Genomic DNA, 19,659 nt, shown 5'->3' with positions numbered 1-19,659 from the left:
GACCGCCGACTATATCGCTCCACCCCGGCGGGAGGCCGGGGTGGAGTTGTCCGTCGCGCCATGGCCTTGTCGACCCAGGCGACCGCCCTACGCCGTCGCACCGCCGTCGATGTTGAGCGTGGTGCCGGTGATGTAGCTGGCATCCGGCCCGGCGAGGAAAGCGACCGCGCCAGCGATCTCCTCGACCGTGCCGTATCGACCGAGGGGGATCGCTTGCAGTATCTGTCCCGCAAATTCGCTGTCGGCCGGGTTCATGTCGGTGTCGATCGGGCCTGGCTGGACCGTATTGACCAGGATGCCGCGCGGGGCCAGGTCCTTGGCCCAGCCGCGCGCCAGTGCCGCCACCGCCGCCTTGGTCGCGCTGTAGACCGTGGTGGCGGGGAAGGCCATCTCGCCCGAAATGCTGCCGATCAGGATGATCCGCCCACCGTCGCGAAGATGCGGCAGGGCGGCGCGCGTGCCGACATGCAGGCCCTTCACATTGACGGCGAACTGGCGATCATAGGTCTCGTCGCTGTCCTCCGCGACGGTCGAAAACTCGGCCACCCCGGCATTGTGGACGAGGATGTCGATCCCGCCCAGGGCGCTGGCAGCCTGTTCGACGCCTGCCCGCTGCGAGGCCGGATCGGCGGCATTGGCCTGAAAGGCGAAGGCGGTGCCGCCCGCGCTCTCGATCGCCGCCACGGTGGCGTCCGCAGCCGCCTTGTTCCCGGCATAGGTGATCGCCACGGTTGCGCCATCGGCCGCCAGCCGCTTGGCGATGGCCGCACCGATGCCGCGCGATCCGCCGGTGACGAGTGCTGTCTTGCGTGCGAGTGACATGTGCATTCTCCAAATCTGGCCCGCGATCACGGCATCGTGCGCCGTCGGCAGGCGGGAGATGGGGTGACGTTTCAACAGTTCAATAATACCGAACTATTAAATTCACCATGGTGCCCTATATTCGTCTCATGGCCCGCTTTACCCATCCCCGGCTGGAGGACGTTCCGCTCGATCTGGCGCTGCACGCGCTGGCCGATCCCAATCGGCTGGGCATGGTGGCGCGGTTGGCTGCGACCGAGCGTCTGCGCTGCACCGATGCGGCGCCGTGCGAGTCCATCCCGAAGAGCACGCTGTCCAACCACCTGAAGCTGCTGCGCGCGGCGGGGCTGATCGAGACGACGCAGGCGGGGCGTGAGATGATCAACACGCTGCGCCGCGCCGAATTCGACCGGCGCTTTCCGGGTCTGCTCGACGCGGTCCTGGCCAACCGGCTCGCCTGATCGGCGACCGGGGTGGAGTCGCCATTCAGCAATCCAAACTTCTTCCCCTCGCCCCTCTATGAGGGGAGAGGGTCTTTGCATAGCAAAGGCCTAGTCGGAGCTGGGTGAGGGGTGTGCGCCCGCCTCCGCGAGCGCGCGAGCCTTGCGGCTCGCTCAACCCCTCACCCAAGCTGCGCTAGCCAGCAGGCTGGCAAGCTTCGTTAACCCTCTCCCCTGCCGAGGGGAGAGGGAACGTTAAATGTCGATCCGCCCTAACGCCCGCATCATGTGACCCTCAGCGTTCACGCGACACCAGCGCCATGCTATCGCCGCCCGCGCATCATCAGGGGCGGGACGGAGCTGACGCGAAATGGCCAAGGAACACGAATATCGCTGCCGTATCGACTGGACCGGCAATCGTGGCGACGGCACCCGGACCTATCGCGGCTATGACCGGACCTGGAACGTCGCGACGCCCGGCAAGCCGATCATCCCTTGTTCCAACGATCCCATCCTGGGCGGTGACCCTGGCCTGCCCAATCCCGAAGACCTGCTGCTGGCCTCGCTGTCCGCCTGTCACATGCTCTGGTATCTGCACCTCGCAAGCAATGCGAAGATCGTGGTCCATGGCTATACGGACGATCCGCTGGCCGTGGGAGAGGTTCATCCCGACGGTTCGGGCCAGTTCCTGCGCGCTACCCTGCGGCCGAAGGTCGTCGTGGCCCCCGGCACCGATGTGGTGACGGCCGAGGCGCTTCACCACGAAGTCCACCGCTATTGCTTCATCGCCCGTTCGGTGAACTTCCCCGTCGCTTATGCGCCGACGTTCGAGATACTGGAGGCCTGAGGCGAGGGGTCAGGGCTCCAGGCCCAGGGCCGCGCGGTCGGCGGTGGCGGCGGCGAGTTCGGCGCGCGCCGCTGCGATGCGGGCCTGCGCGTCGATCAGGCGCACCCGCGCGTCGTTTGCCGTCTCCTCGCGCTGGTTGACCAGGAAGAAGTCGCTCGACCCCAGCTCGAACCGCCGCCGCTCGGCCGCCGCGAGCCGCTCGGCCAGCTGGCGTTCCTGCTCGGCGATCGTCGCGAGCTGTTCGGTCGCGCCGACATTGATCGTGATGCCCTCCACCTCGACCGCGATCTGATCGCGCAGGAAGCGGCCACGCGCGGCCAGGGCGTCGATCTCGGCCTGCGCCTCGACGATCTTGCCCTTGGCCGCCCGGTTCTGCAGCGGCATGGAAAAGCGAAAGCCGATTGCGGTCTCGAGCGGGGTGCGCGAGGCGCCGCCGAGCCCCACCGGACCGACGTCCTTGGCCATCTCGCCGCGCAGGTCGAGCCGGGGGCGCAGGTCGTTCTGCGCCAGCGCTAGCCGCGCCGCGCCCTGGTCGATCCGCGCCAGCAGCATCTGCAGGTCGGGACGCCGCGTCTGGAAATCCTCGCCCGCTCGGGCGGATACCCCGGCCAGCGCGCTTGCATCGGCGGGCAGGCGCTCCGGCCCGACCAGCAGCGGGTCGCCATTCGCGTCGCGGAAATAGAGCGACAGGGCGTTGGCCGCCGCCCGGAAATCGCCCTCGGCCCGCACCACCAGGGCGCGGCGACGGACGAGATTCTGGTCGTTCTCGGCCAGCAATATGTCGGCGCGCGCGCCGAGCTCGACCTGGCGGGCCAGGCCGCCGCGGCGGCTTTCCGACAGCTGGAGCAGATCGCGATAGGCGCGCAGGCGCAGGCCCGCTGCGACCCAGTTCTGATAGGCGTCGATCGCGCGCCGCTGAACGCCGATCGCCACCGCCTCCCGCTCGAACCGGGCGATGTCGATGTCGCCCGACGCTAGGGTCCGGCGCGTCCGCCGCTCGTCCACCAACCGGTCGCGCAGCAGCGAATAGAGTGCGCCGACCTTCACCTCGCCTAGGCGGTTGGTGTAATTCTTGTCCTCATAAACGGGAAACTGGCCCCGGCTGACCCGGTAGTCGCCATAGAGATAGCCGCCATTGTCACTCAGCGGCCGGGTAACGCCCGCCGACGCGACGGTCCCGTCATAATAGCCGAGTGTCCTCGAGCGCCCCTCCGCGTCGAATACGGTGTCGAAAGCGCCGCTGGCGGTCAGCGCCTTGCCCTCGGCGCTCCGGATCTTGGCCAGCGCCTCGACGATCTGCGGCGCGGCGCGGGCGGAGGCGCGCAGCACCTCGTCCAGCGTGAGCGGGGCCGAACTGGCGGGCGCCGGTATGGGCACCGGGTTCGCCCGGATGCGCTGTGCGTCCGCAGGCGGGGTGAGCAGCGGCGCCACGATCAACGCCGGGACCAGCAGGAACGAGCGGATCATTTCAGCTTACCCGCCTTGGCCGCGATCTTCTTGTCGTCGTCCTTGCTGCTATCCTTCTCGGCGTTCTTGTCCGTCGCGCTCTGGTCGAACTCCAGCGGGAAGTCGTTCAGCTGGCGCCAGAGTTCGTAACCGACCGTCACGGTCTCGCCCTGGACCCAGCCCTGGACCTTGCCGCCCAGCCGGACGAAGCGGCGCTCCGGCCAGGCGGGCTTGCCGGGCATCGGCTCGACCAGGATGCGGAACAGCCCCTGGGCATTGGCATTGGGGTCTATCGTGCGGACGCGCCCGTCGAAAAAGCCGTAGGCGACCGAGGGCCAGCCGCTGAACTGGATCGCGGGCCACCCCTCGAACTCCAGCCGGACCGGCCGACCGGGGCGCAGCAGCGGCACGTCGCGACCGTCGATCAGCAGCTCGACCGCGCGCTCGACCTGCTCGGGCGCGACCACGGCCAGGAGGGTGCCGGCCGAGACATAGGCGCCGCCCGCCGCGGCATTCAGATTCTGGATGCGGCCGTCGCGGGGCGCGCGGACCAGCTGCGCCGACTGGCGATTGAGCTGCACCTCGATCCGGTTCAGCTTGGCCCGCGATTCCGCCAGCTTCGCGCCGGAGTCCGCGACCTTGATCTGCGCCTGTTCGTAATCGCGGCGCGAGGCGAGCCCTTCGGAATAGAGCTGGCGCGTCCGGTTGACGTCGATCTGGGCGACCGACTGCGACTGGCGGACGGAGGCGATTTCGGCCTCCACCTGCGCACGCTCGGCGGCGAGGCGGGAGAGGAGGTTGGGGTCGAGATCGACGATCCGGGCGATCGGGTCGCCGCGCCGGATTTGCTGGCCGTCATGGACATACCAGCGCTCGACCCGGCCCGGCACCAGCGCGGTCACATCCTGTGCCCGGTCCTGCGGATCGAGCGAGACGACCTGGCCACGCCCCTGCGCCGTCTGCAGCCATGGCACGAAAAACAGGATGAAGATCGCCGCCGCGATACCGACCGTCACGATCCACGCGACGGCGGCGGCGACGCGGGGCGGGCGCAGCGAGGCGAGGGTGCGGAAATGGGCGAGATGTTCAGGCGGATGCGACATCGGCGTCCTCCCGGTTGATGGCGGCCCGAAGCTCGGCGAGCTGCGCGAAGCGGCGCTGCTCGGTCATGCCAAGATGGAGATAGCCGTCCAGTACCACGTCCTCGGGACGGCCGGTGCACAGCAGCACGGTCGTACCCCGCGTCTTCAGGGCCTTCAGCGCCGCCACCAGCCGCTCGGGCGGCAACAGGTCGTAGAGCTGGCCCAGCAGCAGCAGCTTGGGGCCGACGAGCAGCGCGTTGGCAAGTTTCAGCGCCATGGTCTCGCCGACGCTCAGCGGATGGCCGGACGAGCCGAGGAGCGTGTCCAGTCCCTTGGGCAGGCTGGCCAGCCGCCGTTCCAGGCCGACCGTCGCCAGCGCGCGCATCGCGTCCTCCGCCATCTCGCCCGAGGCCAGGCGGAGATATTCGCGGATCGTAACCTCCACGATGGTCGAGCGGTCCAGCACCGTGACGTCCGAGCGCAGCCGATACATGTCGAACGCGCCCAGATCGCCACCCCCGATCCGGATCAGGCCGCGATCGGGCAGGGCGTGCCGCTTCAGCAGCATGGCCAGCCGCCGCTCTGCCCCCGGCTCGGCTACGGTGACGAGTTGTTCGCCGGTGACCAGGGTCAGGTTGTAGCGCGCATCGTCGAAGACGACGTCGGTCAGCTTCACCGACCCGTCTCGCGGTCCGTTCTCGCCGCGCACATCGGGCTCCTGCGGAATGGCGAAGAGCAGCGACAGCTCCTCCGAGCTGGCGATCAGGTCGTAAAAGGTGTCGAGATACATGCCCAGCTGCGAAATGCCGTAAAAGACGCCCGACAGGATCAGCTCGGCCGCCACCAGCTGGCCCAGCGACAATTGGCCGCGCAGGATCAACATACCGCCGAGCAGCAGAAGGCCCGCGCTGGCAAAGGCATAGATCAGCAGGAAGGCGACGGTCTGTGCGAACTGGTAGCGGAAATAGCGGCGATGGGTGCCGACATAATCGGCCGTCACCGCCTCCGAACGGACCATCGCGAAGTCGAGATGGCGCGAGGATTTGTAGAAGCCGTTCGATCCGCCGACGCTTTCCAGCCAGCGGGCGGCATTGTGCTTGGCATGGCTGAGCGCGACGGCGCCGGTGATCGCGCCCCGCCGCCACAACAACCACACCAGCAGCAGCGCGGCCACCAGCACCACGTTGAACGCCAGGAAGACGGGATGATAAAAGCTCGTGATGGTCAGCCCGATCGCCGCCTGCAGGACAATGGTGAAGGCCCCGATGACCAGGCTGGGAATGGATTTCTGGACCACCACCAGGTCAAAGAAGCGGTTGAACAGATCGCCGCGATTGCCATCGGCGAAAAACGGGTCCTGTGCATGGACCGCACGGGTCGTGACCTCCGCCACCACCCGTGCGAACAGGCGGCGCTCGAACGCGGCCATGATCCATACCCGAAGCGCGCTGAGTGCGGCCACCATCAGCAGGAGCAGAAGCAGTACGCCGGACAGCGCCCAGAGCGGCGCGGGCATGGCGGTATTGGCCACGCTGTTGATCAGCAACTGAACCGAGATGGGTGTGGCCAGGGCCAACAGGCTGATCGCGATGGTATAGACGATCCCTAGCCGCACATAGGCCGCATCCGGCCCTATGATCTGCGAGAGCCAACCTACCGCATCCCGAAATCCAAGTCGTTGCGCTGCCAAAACATTCCCCTATGTGCGCAGGCAGCAGCCATCGCGGCATGCGACGCTGTTCCAGCCCAGCTGTTACTTCCTCGCCCGCTCATCATGATGATTAATTCATGTGTATGTCATGTAACTGCATATCATCTTTCGTGCCAATCGGATTTTTGGTGCCGCGGCTATAGGATCGTCCTATAGGGTGACATGCCCACGCTGCGTCAGCTCGAATATCTGGTGACGATCGCGGACACCGGGTCTTTCGCGCTCGCCGCACGGGTCGGCCATGTGTCGCAGCCGACCCTGAGCCAGCAGATCCGGGCGCTGGAGGAACGGCTGGGCGCCAAGCTGTTCGAGCGGAGCACGACGGGGGCGGTGTTGACGCCGGTGGGGCGGAGCATCGTGGCGACGGCGCGGCGCATGTTGCGCGATGCCAGCGATATCGTCGCGCTGGCCGCCGGGGCCGCCGACAACAGCCTGACGGGGACGTTGCGGCTGGGCACCACGCCGACGCTCGGCCCCTATCTGTTGTCGCCGATCATCGCCGAACTGCACCGCATGGCACCGCAGTTGCGCCTGCACGTGCGGGAGGGGATACCCGACGAACAGGTGCTGGAGCTGTCGCGGGGCGAAATCGACGTGCTGCTCGGGCCCTTGCCGATGACGGGCGACGACCTGACGATCGAGCCGTTGTTCCGCGAGCCGCTGCATCTGGTGGCGGCGCTCGATCACCCGATCGACACAGGCGCGGAGACGACGCGCGCGATGCTGGCGGGAAGCGCGCTGCTGACGCTCGATCCGCGGCATCACCTGGCGCGGCAGGCGGCCGAGGTGGCCGAGCAATATGGCATGACGATCGCGCCCGATTATTACGGCACCAGCCTGGAAAGCCTGCACCAGATGGTGGCGAGCGGTCTGGGTCTGGCGCTGCTGCCCAGCCTGTATCTGCGATCCGAGGCCGGCGGCCGGGCGGGCCTGAAGATCCTGCCTGTCCAGGGTTGGCGTGCGCATCGGTCCATCGCCATCGCGTGGCGCCGACAGTCCCCGATGGGCGCGGCCTTCAGCCTGATTGCCGAGCATGTCCAAGGCTGTGCACGTCGGTTGCTGGCCTGATCGCGGCGCGGCGCGCCGTCAGTAGATGTCGCGGCAATAGCGGCCCGCCGCCGCCAGATCCTCCAGCCGCTGGTCGCCCAAGATCGTGCGGAGCGCGGCGTCGACCTCGCTCGCCATGCCCGCCAGACTGCCGCAGACATAGATGGCGGCGCCACGGTCGATCCAGGCCGTCACCGCGTCGGCATTCTCCGCGACCAGATGCTGGACATAGCGCCCGCAATCCGCATCGCGCGAAAAGGCCAGATCGGCCCGGACCAGAATGCCCGCCTTTCGGGCCGCGTCCAGTTCGTTTGCGAATGGTCGGTCGGTCTGCCGCGAGCGCTCGCCATAGAGCAGCCAGCAGGATGCGCCGTCCTCTGCGTGGCGGTATCGCAGATGCGCCATCAGCCCGGCGATCCCGGTGCCGTTGCCGATCAGGATCAGCGGGATCGCCGGATCGGGCGGCGGCGCGAAGCCCGGATTGTCACGGACGCGCATCCTGACCGTCGCGCCGATCGGCGCGGTCGCGGTCAGCCAGCCCGAACCGATGCCCGGATGGCCATCGGCGGCAGGGGCCTGTCGCACCAGCAATTCGACGATACCGGATGTGGGGATCGAGGCGACCGAATAGTCCCGGTGTCCCAGCGGTAGCGTGGGCAGGCTGCCATCCTCCGGCAGGACATGGTCGCGCCAGGCCTCGCGCTGGGCGGCATCGGCGGTCCGCCCGGTAGCGGCCAGCCACCGATCGACCCGCGCCGGATCGTGGCGCGGCATCACCTCGGCGATCGCGCCGGGCGTCCAGCCCATGGGCCGGGGCGGCTTCAGCAGGATGCGGTACATGGCGGCGCCCAGACTGCCGGGATTGACATGGGTGCGGGCGATCAGCGTCCAGGCTTCATAGTCGGCGGGCGTCCAGTCGGGCTGGATCGCGTGGCCGGCCAGCGCGGCGAGTTGCTGTTGCCAGTGACGCTCGGCATCGTGGTCGTCGCCATCGACATCGACCCGGTCGAACAGCCGCCGCCCGCCGCTCGCATGAAGCCAAGCGTCGAGCCGGTGGCCGAAGGCGCAGAAATCGGGATACTCCCGGTCGCCCAGCGCCAGCACGGCATAATCGAGACCGGCAAGGTCGATCGGCGCCGCCATCATCTGCGCCTCGAAACGCCGCGCCCGGTCCGGCGCGTGACCCTCGCCATAGGTCGACGCCACGAACAACGCCCGTCGGGCCTGTCGCAGCGTCTCGGCGTCGAGTCCGGCCAGGGGGCGCACGACGGCACCTCGAAAGGCGGCGGCACTCAGCCGGGCGAGGCGTTCGGCATTGCCGGTCTGCGAGGCGTGGACGACCAGCAGTCCTTCGCCCCCTGGGCCGGTCTCCGGCATGGGGCTGGCGGCGATGGCGGCGAGCGCGCGCTTGGTCCGGCGCCGCGCGACATAGAGGAGCAGCCCGGTCACCGTGAACAGCGGCATGGCCAGGCTGGTCAGCAGCATCACGACCCGGCCCGGCCATCCGAAGAACGCGCCGGTGTGGAGCGCATAGAAATTGCCCGCGATCACCTCGCCGATACGACGGGCGGCATAGCGGTCCGCCTTGACCAGCGCGCCGCTGTCCGCGTCGAAGCGCAGCTCGTCGGTCATCCGGTCGAACCGGGCGCCCTGGGGCAGGACGCGCATCACGACGGGTCCATCGCCGCGGGGCAGGGTGATGGCGACACGGTCGTACCGCGCGCCGTCGCTTCGCTGGAAGGCGGCCCAGGCGGGGGCCAGGGGCAGGGTCACGACGGGGCCGTCGGGGCGCTTCTCGCCCGCGCCCGCCTTGCCGGTCAAGACATAGCGGGCGCCCTGCCTATACCAGTCATAGGACCAGGTGAGCCCCGTCAACGCGCTGAGCAGATAGAACAGGACCACCCAGCCGCCCACGACCGCATGGAGCGCGCGGTACAGGTTGCGGCCGCTCTTGCGCAGGTCGAGGACGAACCAGGCGCGCCAGTCGAGCGGGCGTCTGGGCCAGCGTAGATAGAGGCCGGACAGTGCGAAGAAGATCAGCGACAGGGCGGCGAAGGCGGTAATCTGTCGACCGATGCCGTTGGGGCCGCCGGGTAGCGCCAGCCAGCGATGCAGGTCCATGACGGTGCGGAAGAGGGTCTCTCCCGCAGGATGGCCGAGGATCACGCCGGTACGCGGATCGACGAAGACATGTTCGCCGCGCCGCTGGCCCTTGGGTGCGGCCAGCGTCGCCTCGGCGGCAAGGTTCGGATCGCGCTGGAGCACGATCTGCGATACCGCCGTGCCGCCACGCTGTCGCGACACTGCCGCGATCAGCGCATCGGGGGCGAGCGCGGGCGCCGGGGAAGGGGTCAGGGTCACGACGCCGGGGCTCAGCGCCGCCATGATCTCGTCCTCGAAGCTCATCAGCGCGCCGGTTACGCCCATCATCGCCAGGACGAGCCCCGCCGTGATGCCGAGGAACCAGTGGATCTGGAACAGGATCCGACGCGTCATGCATGGGGCTCCGGGGCAAGTGCGCGCAAGGGGAGGGCAAGGTGCGGCCGCATCAGAAAGCGAAGCTCATCGTGCCGATCGCCCGGCGCGGGTCGCCGATCGCGACGCCATATTGGTTGACCGCCGAGGTATAATAGGTGCGGTCGAAGATGTTCTTCAGGTTGAACTGGAACGTCACCCGGCGCCCGGCCAGTTGCGTGTCATAGGTGACGAAGGCATCGGCCACGACATAGGAGGCGAGCCAGAAGCTGTTGGCATCGTCCCCAGGCCGCCGCGCGACATAGCGCCCGCCGCCGCCCAGCCGCAGCCGGTCCTCGCCCGCAATGGCACCCACATCATAGGCCGCCGATAGCGAGGCGGTGTGCGGCGCGACATTGGCGAGCTGGTTGCCCGCGAACACCGGATCGTCGACGGTCCGCGCATGGGTATAGGCATAGCTGCCGATCAAGCTGAGCGTGCGCGTCACCTGGCCCGCGACGTCCAACTCCACCCCGCGCGAGATCGCACGGCCAGCGGTGCGATAGTCGGTCAGGGCGGTCGCTGGATTGAACTGCGACACCAGTACGTTGCGCTTGTCGATATCGTACAGCGCCAGCGTCGCGGTGACGCGGTCGGGCATGTCGAGCTTGGCCCCGACCTCGAACGAGCGTCCCCGCTCCGGCGCGAAGGTCGAGGTGATGGTAACGCCGCTGGCCAGTGGCGCGATGGTCGAGGTCGGCTTCAGCGAGCGGGTATAGCCGCCATAGAGCGACAGCGTGTCGGTCGCGCGCCAGACCAGCCCGGCCTGGGGTACGAACTCCCAGCCGTCCAGATCGGTGTTGGCGGTAAAGGGCCGCCCGCGCCCCGCCCGCTGGTCGAACCCGACCAGCCGTCCGCCCGCCGTCACGATCCAGCGCTCGCCGAGATGGATCGCATCCTGGCCGAACAGCGAGTAGTTGTGGAGCCGGTCGGTCTGGTCGCTGTCGGACGGCGACACGGTGGTCGGAAACGGCTCGCGTCCATAAACGGGGCGCAGATAGCTGAAGGTGGTGGCGGTCGCCTGGCGGATCAGGTCGCGGCGATAATAGCGGCGATACTCGCCTTCCACGCCCAGGATGATCTGGTGCCGCACCCCCAGCGCCTCGACCTGGCCGTCGAGATAGGCCTGGACATAGGCATCGGTGCTGAGCGACCCGACCGTCGCGTCGTTGCGGCGGGTCAGCGTGCCGCGCGCGGTGTTCACCGCCGTCACCCGCAGCTGTCCGGCGTCATAGTGTTCGCTGTTGAAGCTCGCCGCCAGATGCGCCGTCCATGTGTCGTCCAGCCGGTGGTCGAGCGCCAGCTGGACCAGGTGGCTGTCGCCGAACATCCGATTGTTGCGATCGTCCAGCCGCTCGCGACGCGGCACCGCCAGCGGCGTCATCGTCCGGGGATCGAGCACGGTCCCCCGGTCGAAGGGCGTGTCGAACCGGCGATATTCATACCACAGCACCGCCTGGGTGGTGCCGCCATACCAGCCGAGCGAAGGCGCGATCAGCGTGTCGCGCCGCTCGCCGAAATTGCGCCAATAATCCTCGTCCTGATGATCGAGCACCAGCCGCCCGGCCAGATTGCCGGCGATCGGCCCGGTCAGGTCGGCCATCGCCTCCAGCCCGGTGCGCGATGCGGCATAGGCTGATCCGGTCAGCGCGACGGTCAGATGCGGGTCGAGCAGCGGTTTCTTTGCGACGGTGTTGATGACCCCGCCGGGATCCATGATGCCGTAGAGCAGCGAGGCGGGGCCCTTCAGCACCTCGACGCTCTGGGTCGCGGCGTTGAAAGCGCGGCCCTGTACCAGCGGCATCCCGTTGCGCATCACCGACCCGTCGCGATTGCCGCCGAAGCCGCGCTTCAACACTGTATCCTGGGTCGCGGCCAGCGTGTTGCCCTGGGTGATGCCGCTGATATTGGCCAGCGCATCGTCCAGGAAGCGCGGACGCTGATCGCGGATCACTTGCGCCGGCACGATGTTGACCGCCTGCGGCGTCTCCAGCGGCCCGGCCGAGGATCGCAGGGTCGAGGCATCGGGGGTCGGCTTGTAGCGGTCGTCGGCGGCTTGGGGCGCAGGCGAGGCACGGCCGGTCACGACGATCTCCTGTCCGGTGCCGTCATTCACCGGCACCCCGTCGGCGGCGTGGGCCGCCGCAGGCATCGCGGACGCGATCGTCAGGCCCGCCGTCAGCAGGCCGGTGGTGATGGTCATCATGGCATTACCCCTTGGCTTCGGGGTGACATACTATAATGATACGTATTCGCAATAGACGATCATGAGGGGCGGGTTTGGGCCGATTGGAATGCAATTCGCCTATTTTCGCCTCTCCACTGGACAGAACCAGCTTTCGGTGCGCGGCGGTTACATGCGCCGCTTCGGCGATGGCGGCGTCACCTCGACCTTCGACGGCGCTCCTCCCGAGGTCACGCCGTTCGTGACCCGCTCCTTCCTTGATCGCAAAGCGGGGACGGTCGATGCGCGCCTGTCGGGCACGCCGGGCCATGGCCTGACCGCCGAGGTTCGCTATGGCGGCGAATATGGTGCCCGCACCACGCTGCACAGCCTGATGGGGCGGCTGAGCGTGGCTTTCTGATCGGATGCCGCCCCATGACGGGGCGGCATCCCTCGTTATCGCTTAGCCTAGACCGTGCACGTCCGGACGGCCTGGGCCAGGGCGGTGAGCGGATCGCCGATGGGCACGAATTCATGCGCGAGATAGCCGGTGAAGCCCAGATCGGCGATGCTCCTGGCGACCGCGGGCCAGTTCACCTCCTGCGTGTCGTCCAGATTATGGCGACCGGGCACCCCGCCGGTGTGGAAATGGCCGATCCAGGCGATGTTCTTGCGGATGGTGGCGATCAGGTCGCCCTCCATGATCTGCATGTGATAGATGTCGTAGAGCAGCTTCACGTGCGGCGAGTTCACCTCCCGCATGACCCGCGCGCCCCATTCGGTATGGTCGGCCATGTAATCGGCATGATCGCGCTTGCTGTTGAGCAGCTCGACACAGATGGTGACGCCGTGATCCTCGGCGATACGCTTCACGCGGTTCAGCCCGAGGACGGTGTTGGCGGCGCCTTCCTCGTCCGACAGCCCGCGCCGATTGCCCGAAAAGGCGATGACGTTGGGCACGCCTGCCCGCGCCGCCTGGGGGATGCCGGTGCGAAAGGCCTGTTCGATGGCGGCATGGTTCTCCCGCTGGTTCAGGCCATTGGCGATGGTCACAATGTCGGCCGCATAGCCCATGGTGCAGCGCAGGCCGTAGCGACGCGGAACCTCATATTCGGCGGGTTGCAACAGGTCGATTCCCTGCAGGCCCATCTTCGCGGCGGCGGCGCATAACGCGTCGAGCGGTATGTCCTGATAGCACCAGCGGCTGACCGCCTGCTTCAACCGGCCGGCGGGAGAGGGCGGGGCGGCCATCCCGGCCGCAGCCCAGCTTGCGAGGGAAGACCCGATGAGATGGCGCCGGTTGATCATGATCCCAGCGTAATCGAGCAGGCCTTCCGCGCAAGCCGGTTCGGCGCGCCGTTACAGATGCAGGTCGAACCCGACGCCGAAGGTCTGCGGATCGCCCAGGATTCCCTGGATGCCGTCGGGCCGCCGATATTGCAGATAATCCTCGGCCAGCAGGTTGCGGGCAAAGGCGAACACGTCCCATCGGCCCGCATCATAAGCCAGCCGGGCATTGACGACCGTTCGACCGGACAAGCGGCTCCGCGCCTGGGCGGTGCCGATATCGGTATAGACGGCACTGCGATAATTGGCGTTCACATTGCCGCTGATCGCACCGAACCGCCCGTTGATCCCGCCCGCCAGCGTCCAACGCGGGGCATAGGGGAATTCCGATCCGGCCAGGTTGATATTGCTGGTCGCGCCGCCGGGCAGGTTGAAATCGTCGAATTTGGTACGGACATGGCCGACCGAGCCATAGGCATCGAAATGGCGGTCGATCTTGCCCTGTAGCTCCAACTCGCCGCCATAGAGGTGCGAACGGCCCGCATTGACCGTGTTATAGTCATAGGCATTCAGGCCGAAAAACGCCGTCGTCTGCTGATCGCGCCAGTCGACGTAAAAGACATTGGCATTGACCGTCAGCTTGCCGCCGAACCAGCGCGAACGGAGCGAGCCTTCGTAATTCCAGCTATATTCCGGATTATAGGGGACCAGCGTCGCACGCGCCGGATTCTGGCTGGACCCGCCCGAGCGATAGGCGCGCTGGACGGTGAAGGCCGTGGTCAGGTTGGGCGTCCAGTCCATGCTGATCCCCGCCTTCGGCAGAAAGGCGTCGAAGCTGCGCGAATTGCTGGCGCGTGCGGAACCGGCCTGGGCGACAAGGCCCAACACGCCGCGATTGATCGCCGTCACCGCCAGGTTGAGCGGCGTTCCGATGGCGCCGAAGGCGGTGGGGCTGGGGAGCGTGCCGTTGAAGGTCGCGATCGTCTCCGCCCCATAGACATTGTCCTCATGGTCGTAGCGGAAGCCCGCGAGCAGCGACAGCCGGTCGGTCACGCGCCACCGCCCGTCGCCGAACAGCGCGGCGTTGCGGACCAGTTGCGGCTGATCGGCGCGATAGCGGATCGGGATGACCGGCAGCGCGCCGGCATAGGCGGTCGCGATCTGGCTCGCGGCGGTGGCCGGAAAGCCGCCGCTCTGCAGCAGGCTGGTAATCGTGGTGACGGGCGTAGGTATGTTCAGCCGGTTATTGGCCTTCAGCGTTCCCGAACGCCGGTACGCCCAGCCGCCGAGCACGCCGCTCAGCCGCTCGCCGTCATAGTTGAGCCGCAGTTCCTGCGTCCAGGTCCGGTAGACGCTGTCGTTGCTGATGAACTGAAGATCGGCCGCGGTGCCGTCGGCGTCGGTCTGGGCCAGCGTCGCCGAACGGTTGAACGAGGTGACGCCCGACAGGCGCAGGCGCGGCGCGATCTGATAGCCGATATTCAGGACCGCGATGTCGGAGCGGATATAGCCGCGATTGGGCTGGTCGCTGGTCGAGATGCGGTGGTCGTAGAAATCGGGTGTCGTCAGATTGGTATATTCGTACAGATAGCCGCCATCGCGGCGGACCCGGTTATAGCTGGCCTGTACGTCAAGGCCCGGCAGCGCCAGCGGGGTCCAGTGCAGCTTGCCGCGCAAGTTCAGCGTGTGAAGGCTGTCGTCATATCCGCCGCGCGTCACATTGCGGATCAGCCCGCGATCGGCGCGCCGTTCGGCCGACAGACGAAAGCCCAGCTCGTCCTGGATCAGCGGTCCGCCCGCCGCGACCGAGAAGGTCCGTTCGTTGCGGTCCGTCCACAGGACGCGGCCGTCCGCGCTATAGTCCGTTACCGAGGCGTCACGGGTGGTGATGACGATCGCCCCGGCCAGTGCGTTCAGGCCCTGGATGGTCGATTGGGGACCGCGCAGCACTTCGACCTGGGCGATGTCCCACAGGTCGGTCGGGCCGCCGAACAGCGCTTGATGGGGGATGGGGGCGCCGTCGACATAGACGGTCACGGTGTCGCCGTTGCCGCCGCCCGCGATCCCCTGATTGTTGATCCCCCGAATGGTGAACCCTGCCGAGCCATAGGTTTCCGACAGGTTGGCGGTCCGGTTGTAGACGTCCTGGATCGTCTGGATATTTTCCTGTGCGATCCGTTCGGGCGTGGTGACCGCGACGCTGGTCGGCGTTTGCTGAAGCGTGCGGTTCGACTTCTCACCGGTGACGATGATGTCGTCGGTCACGAGGCACTGATCCGTCGCAGGCGCCTGTTGCGCATGGCCAGGCGTCGCGCCGAGCAGCGCGGCGGTGCACAGCAGATAAGTGGTCGGCTTCATGACTGTCCCCCTAGAGCGAGCGGGGCGTTATCGCGATTCGTAATGCGAATCAATATCACATCGTGGATATGTGTTAGTGTTGGACCAACCGATAGCCCACGGTTCCGGCATCCGCGTCGTAGCGATAGTCATAGCGATTGAGGAAATGCACCCCGGTGTTGACGAAGGGCGGGCGTCTGCCGATTCCGCTCAGCGTGATCGTCGACGGCGCCGCCGGGTCGTTCCGATCCTTGGCGCGAACCGTGAAGCGCATGGCCGGACCGCCTCCGGTCGGCGTCAGGTCGATCCGGATGTGGCTTCCGGTCGGCAGGGTCCGTCCGTCGCCGCCGCGAAGCCGATCGGGCGGCAGCGTCAGGAACATGCCCGTGATACCCGTATCGACCAGCACCGTGCCACAAAGGGGCGGGCGCTCATCGACAGCGATGCAGGCGGGCGGCGCTACCCAGTCCTCGCCATCGGCGCTGCGGCCGAGCTTGACGAGGACGAAGCCCTTGTCGTCGTCGCCCAGCCTTATGCCGCGCCGGGTAATGGTATAGCCATGGGGCAGGCCGGCGGGTTCGGCGATGGTGAGCAGCGGATTGCGGTCGGGCGTCGCCTCGGGCTGCCCGTCATGGCGGCGACCAAAGCCGATGCCGAACATGGCGACATGCGCCGGATGGGCCTTGGGCGTGCAGCGCCGGGCGGTCGGCGTGCAGGCGATGTCGTCCACCGCCAGGATGGGCATGGAACGGGTGACGATACCACCTGATCGGCCCTGTACGACCAGGGCGGCCATGACCCAGCGACCGCGCATGATCCGCCCCGAACTGGAATAGGTGAGAACACCTGGACCCAGCATGGGCAGACGATCAAGATCGGGGATCGCCGATGCCGACAACAACACGCCGGTCGAGCCCGTATCGACAACCGCCGAGCGCAGCGGACCGCCAACGACACCCACGGCCAGCCTGGGAACATCCGTCAGCGGCTCGTCCCCACTCGGCGCATTCAGGAAAGACAGTTGGACCGCCGGTGACGCGGTCGTGCCGATCGACGGCGCGCCGGCCAGCGCCGACGACAGGGCGAGCAGGATGCGAACCATGGCACCAATATGGACCGCAAAACGCGCCGAAAGACCAGTGTCCATCAAAGCGTCGGGACGAGCCGGCCCGGTCAACGCAATCTTTAATCCTCGTGCGCTAGGTATCCGGCAAATTCATGAGCGGATAGGGCGCGGGGATCCATTGACGAGTATGTCTGACTACGATCGTTTCCTCGGGCACCAGTCTGTCCAGCCATTGGAAGACGCGATCGCGGCGGCCGAGCGCATCGCCGCTCTGGAGCGGACGGTAGCCGATTTGCAGGATCGGCTGTCCGAGACGGAAGTCCGCTATCGCCACATCTGCGAACTCGGCCGTCAAATCACCTGGATGAGCGATCGCGATGGAAACATGATCGAGATCCAGCCCCGGTGGGAGGCGCTGACCGGGTTGAGCATACAGGACAGCCTGGGCCAGGGCTGGGCCGCGGCGGTCTATTCCGAGGATGTCGAGCGGATCGGCGCCCTCTGGTCCGATGCGCGTGTGGGCGAGGGGGCCTTCGACGCCGATTTCCGGTTGGTCACCCGGGACGGTAGCGTCCGCTGGTTCCATGTCAGCACCGCAGCGAGCAAGGCGCCCGACGGGACGGTCCTGTGCTGGCACGGTGCGCTGGAGGACATCCACGAGCGGCGATTGGCCGAGGATGCGCTCCGTACCAGCGAGGCGCTGACCCGCAGCGTGCTGGAAAGCACCACGGATCTGGTCATCGTTCTGGACAGCGACTGGCGCATCACATTCATGAACGCGCAGGGTGCTGCGTTCATCCACCGGTTCCGTAACGGCGCGGTCGGCGACTGTTTCTGGGATCTCCATAGCGAATATCGCGGTTCCGAATATGAATTGCGCTACCGAGAGGCGATCGACACGGGTAAGCCCGTCCAGTTCGAATCCTACGTGCCGCATGCCGACATGTGGCTTCACATCAACGCCTGCCCGATGGGTGACGGGCTTGCGATATTCTTCCACGACACGACCGAGGCGCGCCGGGCCAGCGACGCCCTGGTCGAACTGGCGCATCAGGACCCGCTGACCGGCCTGGCGAACCGGGCGGTCTTCAGCGAGGCGCTGAAGCTGGCATTTGAAATGCGGGCGGAGCGGGAGACCCATATCCTCCTCCTGGACCTCGATCAGTTCAAGGAGATCAACGACACGCTCGGCCATTCGGTGGGCGACGAACTGCTCAACGCGGTGGCGACCAGGCTGAGCGCGGCCCTGGGCGATGGCGACGTGCTGGCGCGCCTGGGCGGCGACGAGTTCGCGGTGGTGCACGTCCCCAGCCCGAATGGGCGCAGCGCCGAGGCCCTGGCCAAGGCATTGATGGACTGCCTGAACCCGTCCTTCATCGTCGACGGGGTCACGATCAAGCTGGCCGCGAGCATCGGCATCGCCGCGTCCTCGCCCGACCACGCATCGGACAATGATCTCTTCAAGGCGGCCGATATTGCCCTGTACCGCGCCAAGGAGTCCGGACGCGGCGTGATCCGTCTGTTCGACACGCCGATGGCGGAGCGGGTACAGGCGCGCCAGTCGCTCCGCCAGGACCTGGAAGCTGCCCTGGGACGTGACGAGCTTCGCCTCGTCTATCAGCCGATCATGGACATCGCGACCGGGCAGTTCGCGGGTGCGGAGGCGTTGATCCGCTGGCGCCATCCCGTGCGCGGGGATGTCTCGCCCCTGGAGTTCATCTCGCTCGCCGAGGAAACGGGCCTGATCGTGCCGATCGGAAACTGGGTTCTGACCGAAGCATGTCGGGAAGCGGCGTCCTGGTCCGGCGACCGGACCGTTGCCGTCAACCTGTCGCCGGTGCAGATCCGGGACGAGTGCCTGCCGGGCCGGGTCGCGACCTCGCTGTCGGAGGCCGGCCTTGCCGCGAACCGGCTGGAACTGGAGATCACCGAATCGGTCCTGCTGCATGACAGCGAGCGTAACCAGGCCTTGCTTCACGCGCTCCACGGCCTGGGCGTGCGCATCGCGCTCGACGATTTCGGGACCGGCTATTCCTCGCTATCCTATCTGCGGCATTTCCCGTTCGACAAGCTGAAGCTCGATCGCTGCTTCGTCGGCGATCTCGGCCATTCGCGCCAGTCCCAGGCGATCGCGCGGGCGGCGGGGGAAATGGGGCAGGCCTTTGGCATGACGACCACGGCGGAAGGGGTCGAGACCGCCGAGCAGCTGGAATGGCTGCGCGCCAATGGCTGGGCGCAGGCGCAAGGATGGCATACCGGCCGCCCGATGGAGGCTGGCGCCATCCGTGACCTGTTCGCCCGTGCCGCCTGGCCGACCGTCAATATGGCGGGGCCACACGGGCCCGCTGTTCGCGTGCGGCCCCGGTCCACCATGCCAGGTCGTCGGCGAAACGCGGAAAGGCGCGTGTAAGCGCCGCACCGCCATCGCCGACCGGCTTGCCCTCGGCATCCAGCGCCCGGCCGATCCCGCCGACCGCCAGCGTGCTGGAGACGACGACCATGCCCATCTCGCTCAGCGTGCCGTGCCAGGCGACGCTGGCATGGGCGCCCGCCAGGCGTCCCGCCGAATAGCTGGCTATCGCGGCGGGGCGCTAGAACCACTCTTCCAGGAAATGGTCGGTCAGGTTCTTCAGGCCCGGCTGCTGCCCCCAATTATATTCGCCGGTAACGAAGACGAAGGCATCGGCCGCCCGGATCTTGCCCGCCAGCGCCTCCAGCGCGGGCGGCGCTTCCCCGGCCGGATATTCCTTGTACATCCGGTCGAGCATCGGCAGCCCGACCGCCTTGGCGTCGATCAGCTCGGCATCCGCCCCGCGTTCGCCAAAGGCGCGGACCAGATAATCGGCCAGCCTGATCCCCTGCCGGTCGGACCGGTAGGAGCCGTAGAAGATCAATATCCTGTCGGCCATCACGCCAC

Annotated in this window: 14 protein-coding genes and 1 pseudogene; 5 read left to right on the top strand and 10 right to left on the bottom strand. The window is 67.3% G+C overall.

What is annotated here, in order from left to right; genetic code table 11:
- Positions 1-87: 87 nt before the first annotated feature.
- A complete protein-coding gene (locus QZ546_RS06410; RefSeq protein WP_294235754.1) occupies positions 88-822 on the bottom strand; it encodes an SDR family oxidoreductase in 735 nt (244 codons plus the stop codon).
- Between the two features lie 128 nt (positions 823-950).
- Between QZ546_RS06410 and QZ546_RS06405 the strand changes: the two genes are divergently transcribed.
- Entirely contained in the window at positions 951-1,262 is a 312-nt protein-coding gene (locus QZ546_RS06405; RefSeq protein WP_367113519.1) for an ArsR/SmtB family transcription factor, read from the top strand.
- 349 nt (positions 1,263-1,611) lie between these two features.
- Positions 1,612-2,088, top strand: coding sequence for an OsmC family protein (locus QZ546_RS06400; RefSeq protein WP_294235752.1), 477 nt, complete (start codon positions 1,612-1,614; stop codon positions 2,086-2,088).
- Between the two features lie 9 nt (positions 2,089-2,097).
- Here QZ546_RS06400 and QZ546_RS06395 read toward each other — a convergent pair whose 3' ends face one another.
- Genes QZ546_RS06395 through QZ546_RS06385 form a run of 3 tightly spaced genes read right to left on the bottom strand, consistent with a single transcriptional unit; the run spans position 2,098 to position 6,306 of the window.
- Complete coding sequence (locus QZ546_RS06395) at positions 2,098-3,555, bottom strand: TolC family protein (protein WP_294235751.1); 1,458 nt, start codon at positions 3,553-3,555, stop codon at positions 2,098-2,100.
- Positions 3,552-4,637, bottom strand: a complete 1,086-nt coding sequence (locus QZ546_RS06390) for an HlyD family efflux transporter periplasmic adaptor subunit (RefSeq protein ID WP_294235750.1) — start codon at positions 4,635-4,637, stop codon at positions 3,552-3,554. Before QZ546_RS06390 ends, QZ546_RS06395 begins: the two co-directional genes overlap by 4 nt.
- Positions 4,621-6,306: an ABC transporter ATP-binding protein gene (locus tag QZ546_RS06385; protein WP_294235749.1), complete on the bottom strand. Its 1,686-nt coding sequence runs from the start codon at positions 6,304-6,306 to the stop codon at positions 4,621-4,623. The genes QZ546_RS06390 and QZ546_RS06385 overlap by 17 nt, the downstream gene beginning before the upstream one ends.
- A gap of 183 nt (positions 6,307-6,489) precedes the next feature.
- On the opposite strand from QZ546_RS06385, the gene QZ546_RS06380 reads away from it, so the two are divergent.
- The gene (locus QZ546_RS06380; RefSeq protein WP_294235748.1) at positions 6,490-7,395 is read left to right on the top strand and encodes a hydrogen peroxide-inducible genes activator; all 906 of its coding nucleotides are present in this window, start codon (positions 6,490-6,492) and stop codon (positions 7,393-7,395) included.
- A gap of 18 nt (positions 7,396-7,413) precedes the next feature.
- Here the strand turns inward: QZ546_RS06380 and QZ546_RS06375 are convergent, their stop codons facing one another.
- On the bottom strand, positions 7,414-9,870 hold the full coding sequence (locus QZ546_RS06375) for a sulfite reductase flavoprotein subunit alpha (protein ID WP_294235747.1): 2,457 nt from the start codon (positions 9,868-9,870) through the stop codon (positions 7,414-7,416).
- A gap of 52 nt (positions 9,871-9,922) precedes the next feature.
- On the bottom strand, positions 9,923-12,094 hold the full coding sequence (locus QZ546_RS06370; protein WP_294235746.1) for a TonB-dependent siderophore receptor: 2,172 nt from the start codon (positions 12,092-12,094) through the stop codon (positions 9,923-9,925).
- An 88-nt stretch (positions 12,095-12,182) separates the two neighbouring features.
- Here QZ546_RS06370 and QZ546_RS06365 point away from each other — a divergent pair, with 88 nt between their 5' ends.
- Positions 12,183-12,473, top strand: coding sequence for a hypothetical protein (locus QZ546_RS06365; RefSeq protein ID WP_294235745.1), 291 nt, complete (start codon positions 12,183-12,185; stop codon positions 12,471-12,473).
- Positions 12,474-12,520: 47 nt separating this feature from the next.
- Here the strand turns inward: QZ546_RS06365 and QZ546_RS06360 are convergent, their stop codons facing one another.
- The 3 genes from QZ546_RS06360 to QZ546_RS06350 all read right to left on the bottom strand — a co-directional run bounded on the left by QZ546_RS06360 (position 12,521) and on the right by QZ546_RS06350 (position 16,823).
- Entirely contained in the window at positions 12,521-13,303 is a 783-nt protein-coding gene (locus tag QZ546_RS06360; RefSeq protein ID WP_294235744.1) for a TIM barrel protein, read from the bottom strand.
- Positions 13,304-13,411: 108 nt separating this feature from the next.
- Positions 13,412-15,697, bottom strand: coding sequence for a TonB-dependent receptor (locus QZ546_RS06355; RefSeq protein ID WP_294235743.1), 2,286 nt, complete (start codon positions 15,695-15,697; stop codon positions 13,412-13,414).
- Positions 15,698-15,770: 73 nt separating this feature from the next.
- Positions 15,771-16,823, bottom strand: a complete 1,053-nt coding sequence (locus tag QZ546_RS06350; protein WP_294235742.1) for a hypothetical protein — start codon at positions 16,821-16,823, stop codon at positions 15,771-15,773.
- Positions 16,824-16,929: 106 nt separating this feature from the next.
- Here QZ546_RS06350 and QZ546_RS06345 point away from each other — a divergent pair, with 106 nt between their 5' ends.
- A complete protein-coding gene (locus QZ546_RS06345; RefSeq protein ID WP_294235741.1) occupies positions 16,930-19,152 on the top strand; it encodes an EAL domain-containing protein in 2,223 nt (740 codons plus the stop codon).
- Here the strand turns inward: QZ546_RS06345 and QZ546_RS06340 are convergent.
- Positions 19,061-19,651: pseudogene (locus tag QZ546_RS06340) on the bottom strand (NADPH-dependent FMN reductase). The gene QZ546_RS06345 and the pseudogene QZ546_RS06340 overlap by 92 nt on opposite strands.
- Between the last annotated feature and the right edge of the window lie 8 nt (positions 19,652-19,659).

It is taken from the genome of uncultured Sphingomonas sp. (genome assembly GCF_913062585.1).
In the GTDB taxonomy this organism is placed as follows: Bacteria; Pseudomonadota; Alphaproteobacteria; order Sphingomonadales; family Sphingomonadaceae; genus Sphingomonas.
This window is presented reverse-complemented; position numbering and strand designations above follow the sequence as displayed.

Excerpts from the sequence above, each read along its gene's own strand:
- QZ546_RS06410 (WP_294235754.1), bottom strand. The coding sequence starts at position 822 with ATGTCACTCGCACGCAAGACAGCACTCGTCACCGGCGGATCGCGCGGC.
- QZ546_RS06405 (WP_367113519.1), top strand. The coding sequence starts at position 951 with ATGGCCCGCTTTACCCATCCCCGGCTGGAGGACGTTCCGCTCGATCTG.
- QZ546_RS06400 (WP_294235752.1), top strand. The coding sequence starts at position 1,612 with ATGGCCAAGGAACACGAATATCGCTGCCGTATCGACTGGACCGGCAAT.
- QZ546_RS06395 (WP_294235751.1), bottom strand. The coding sequence starts at position 3,555 with ATGATCCGCTCGTTCCTGCTGGTCCCGGCGTTGATCGTGGCGCCGCTG.
- QZ546_RS06390 (WP_294235750.1), bottom strand. The coding sequence starts at position 4,637 with ATGTCGCATCCGCCTGAACATCTCGCCCATTTCCGCACCCTCGCCTCG.
- QZ546_RS06380 (WP_294235748.1), top strand. The coding sequence starts at position 6,490 with ATGCCCACGCTGCGTCAGCTCGAATATCTGGTGACGATCGCGGACACC.
- QZ546_RS06375 (WP_294235747.1), bottom strand. The coding sequence starts at position 9,870 with ATGACGCGTCGGATCCTGTTCCAGATCCACTGGTTCCTCGGCATCACG.
- QZ546_RS06370 (WP_294235746.1), bottom strand. The coding sequence starts at position 12,094 with ATGATGACCATCACCACCGGCCTGCTGACGGCGGGCCTGACGATCGCG.
- QZ546_RS06365 (WP_294235745.1), top strand. The coding sequence starts at position 12,183 with ATGCAATTCGCCTATTTTCGCCTCTCCACTGGACAGAACCAGCTTTCG.
- QZ546_RS06360 (WP_294235744.1), bottom strand. The coding sequence starts at position 13,303 with ATGGCCGCCCCGCCCTCTCCCGCCGGCCGGTTGAAGCAGGCGGTCAGC.
- QZ546_RS06355 (WP_294235743.1), bottom strand. The coding sequence starts at position 15,697 with ATGAAGCCGACCACTTATCTGCTGTGCACCGCCGCGCTGCTCGGCGCG.
- QZ546_RS06350 (WP_294235742.1), bottom strand. The coding sequence starts at position 16,823 with ATGGACACTGGTCTTTCGGCGCGTTTTGCGGTCCATATTGGTGCCATG.
- QZ546_RS06345 (WP_294235741.1), top strand. The coding sequence starts at position 16,930 with ATGTCTGACTACGATCGTTTCCTCGGGCACCAGTCTGTCCAGCCATTG.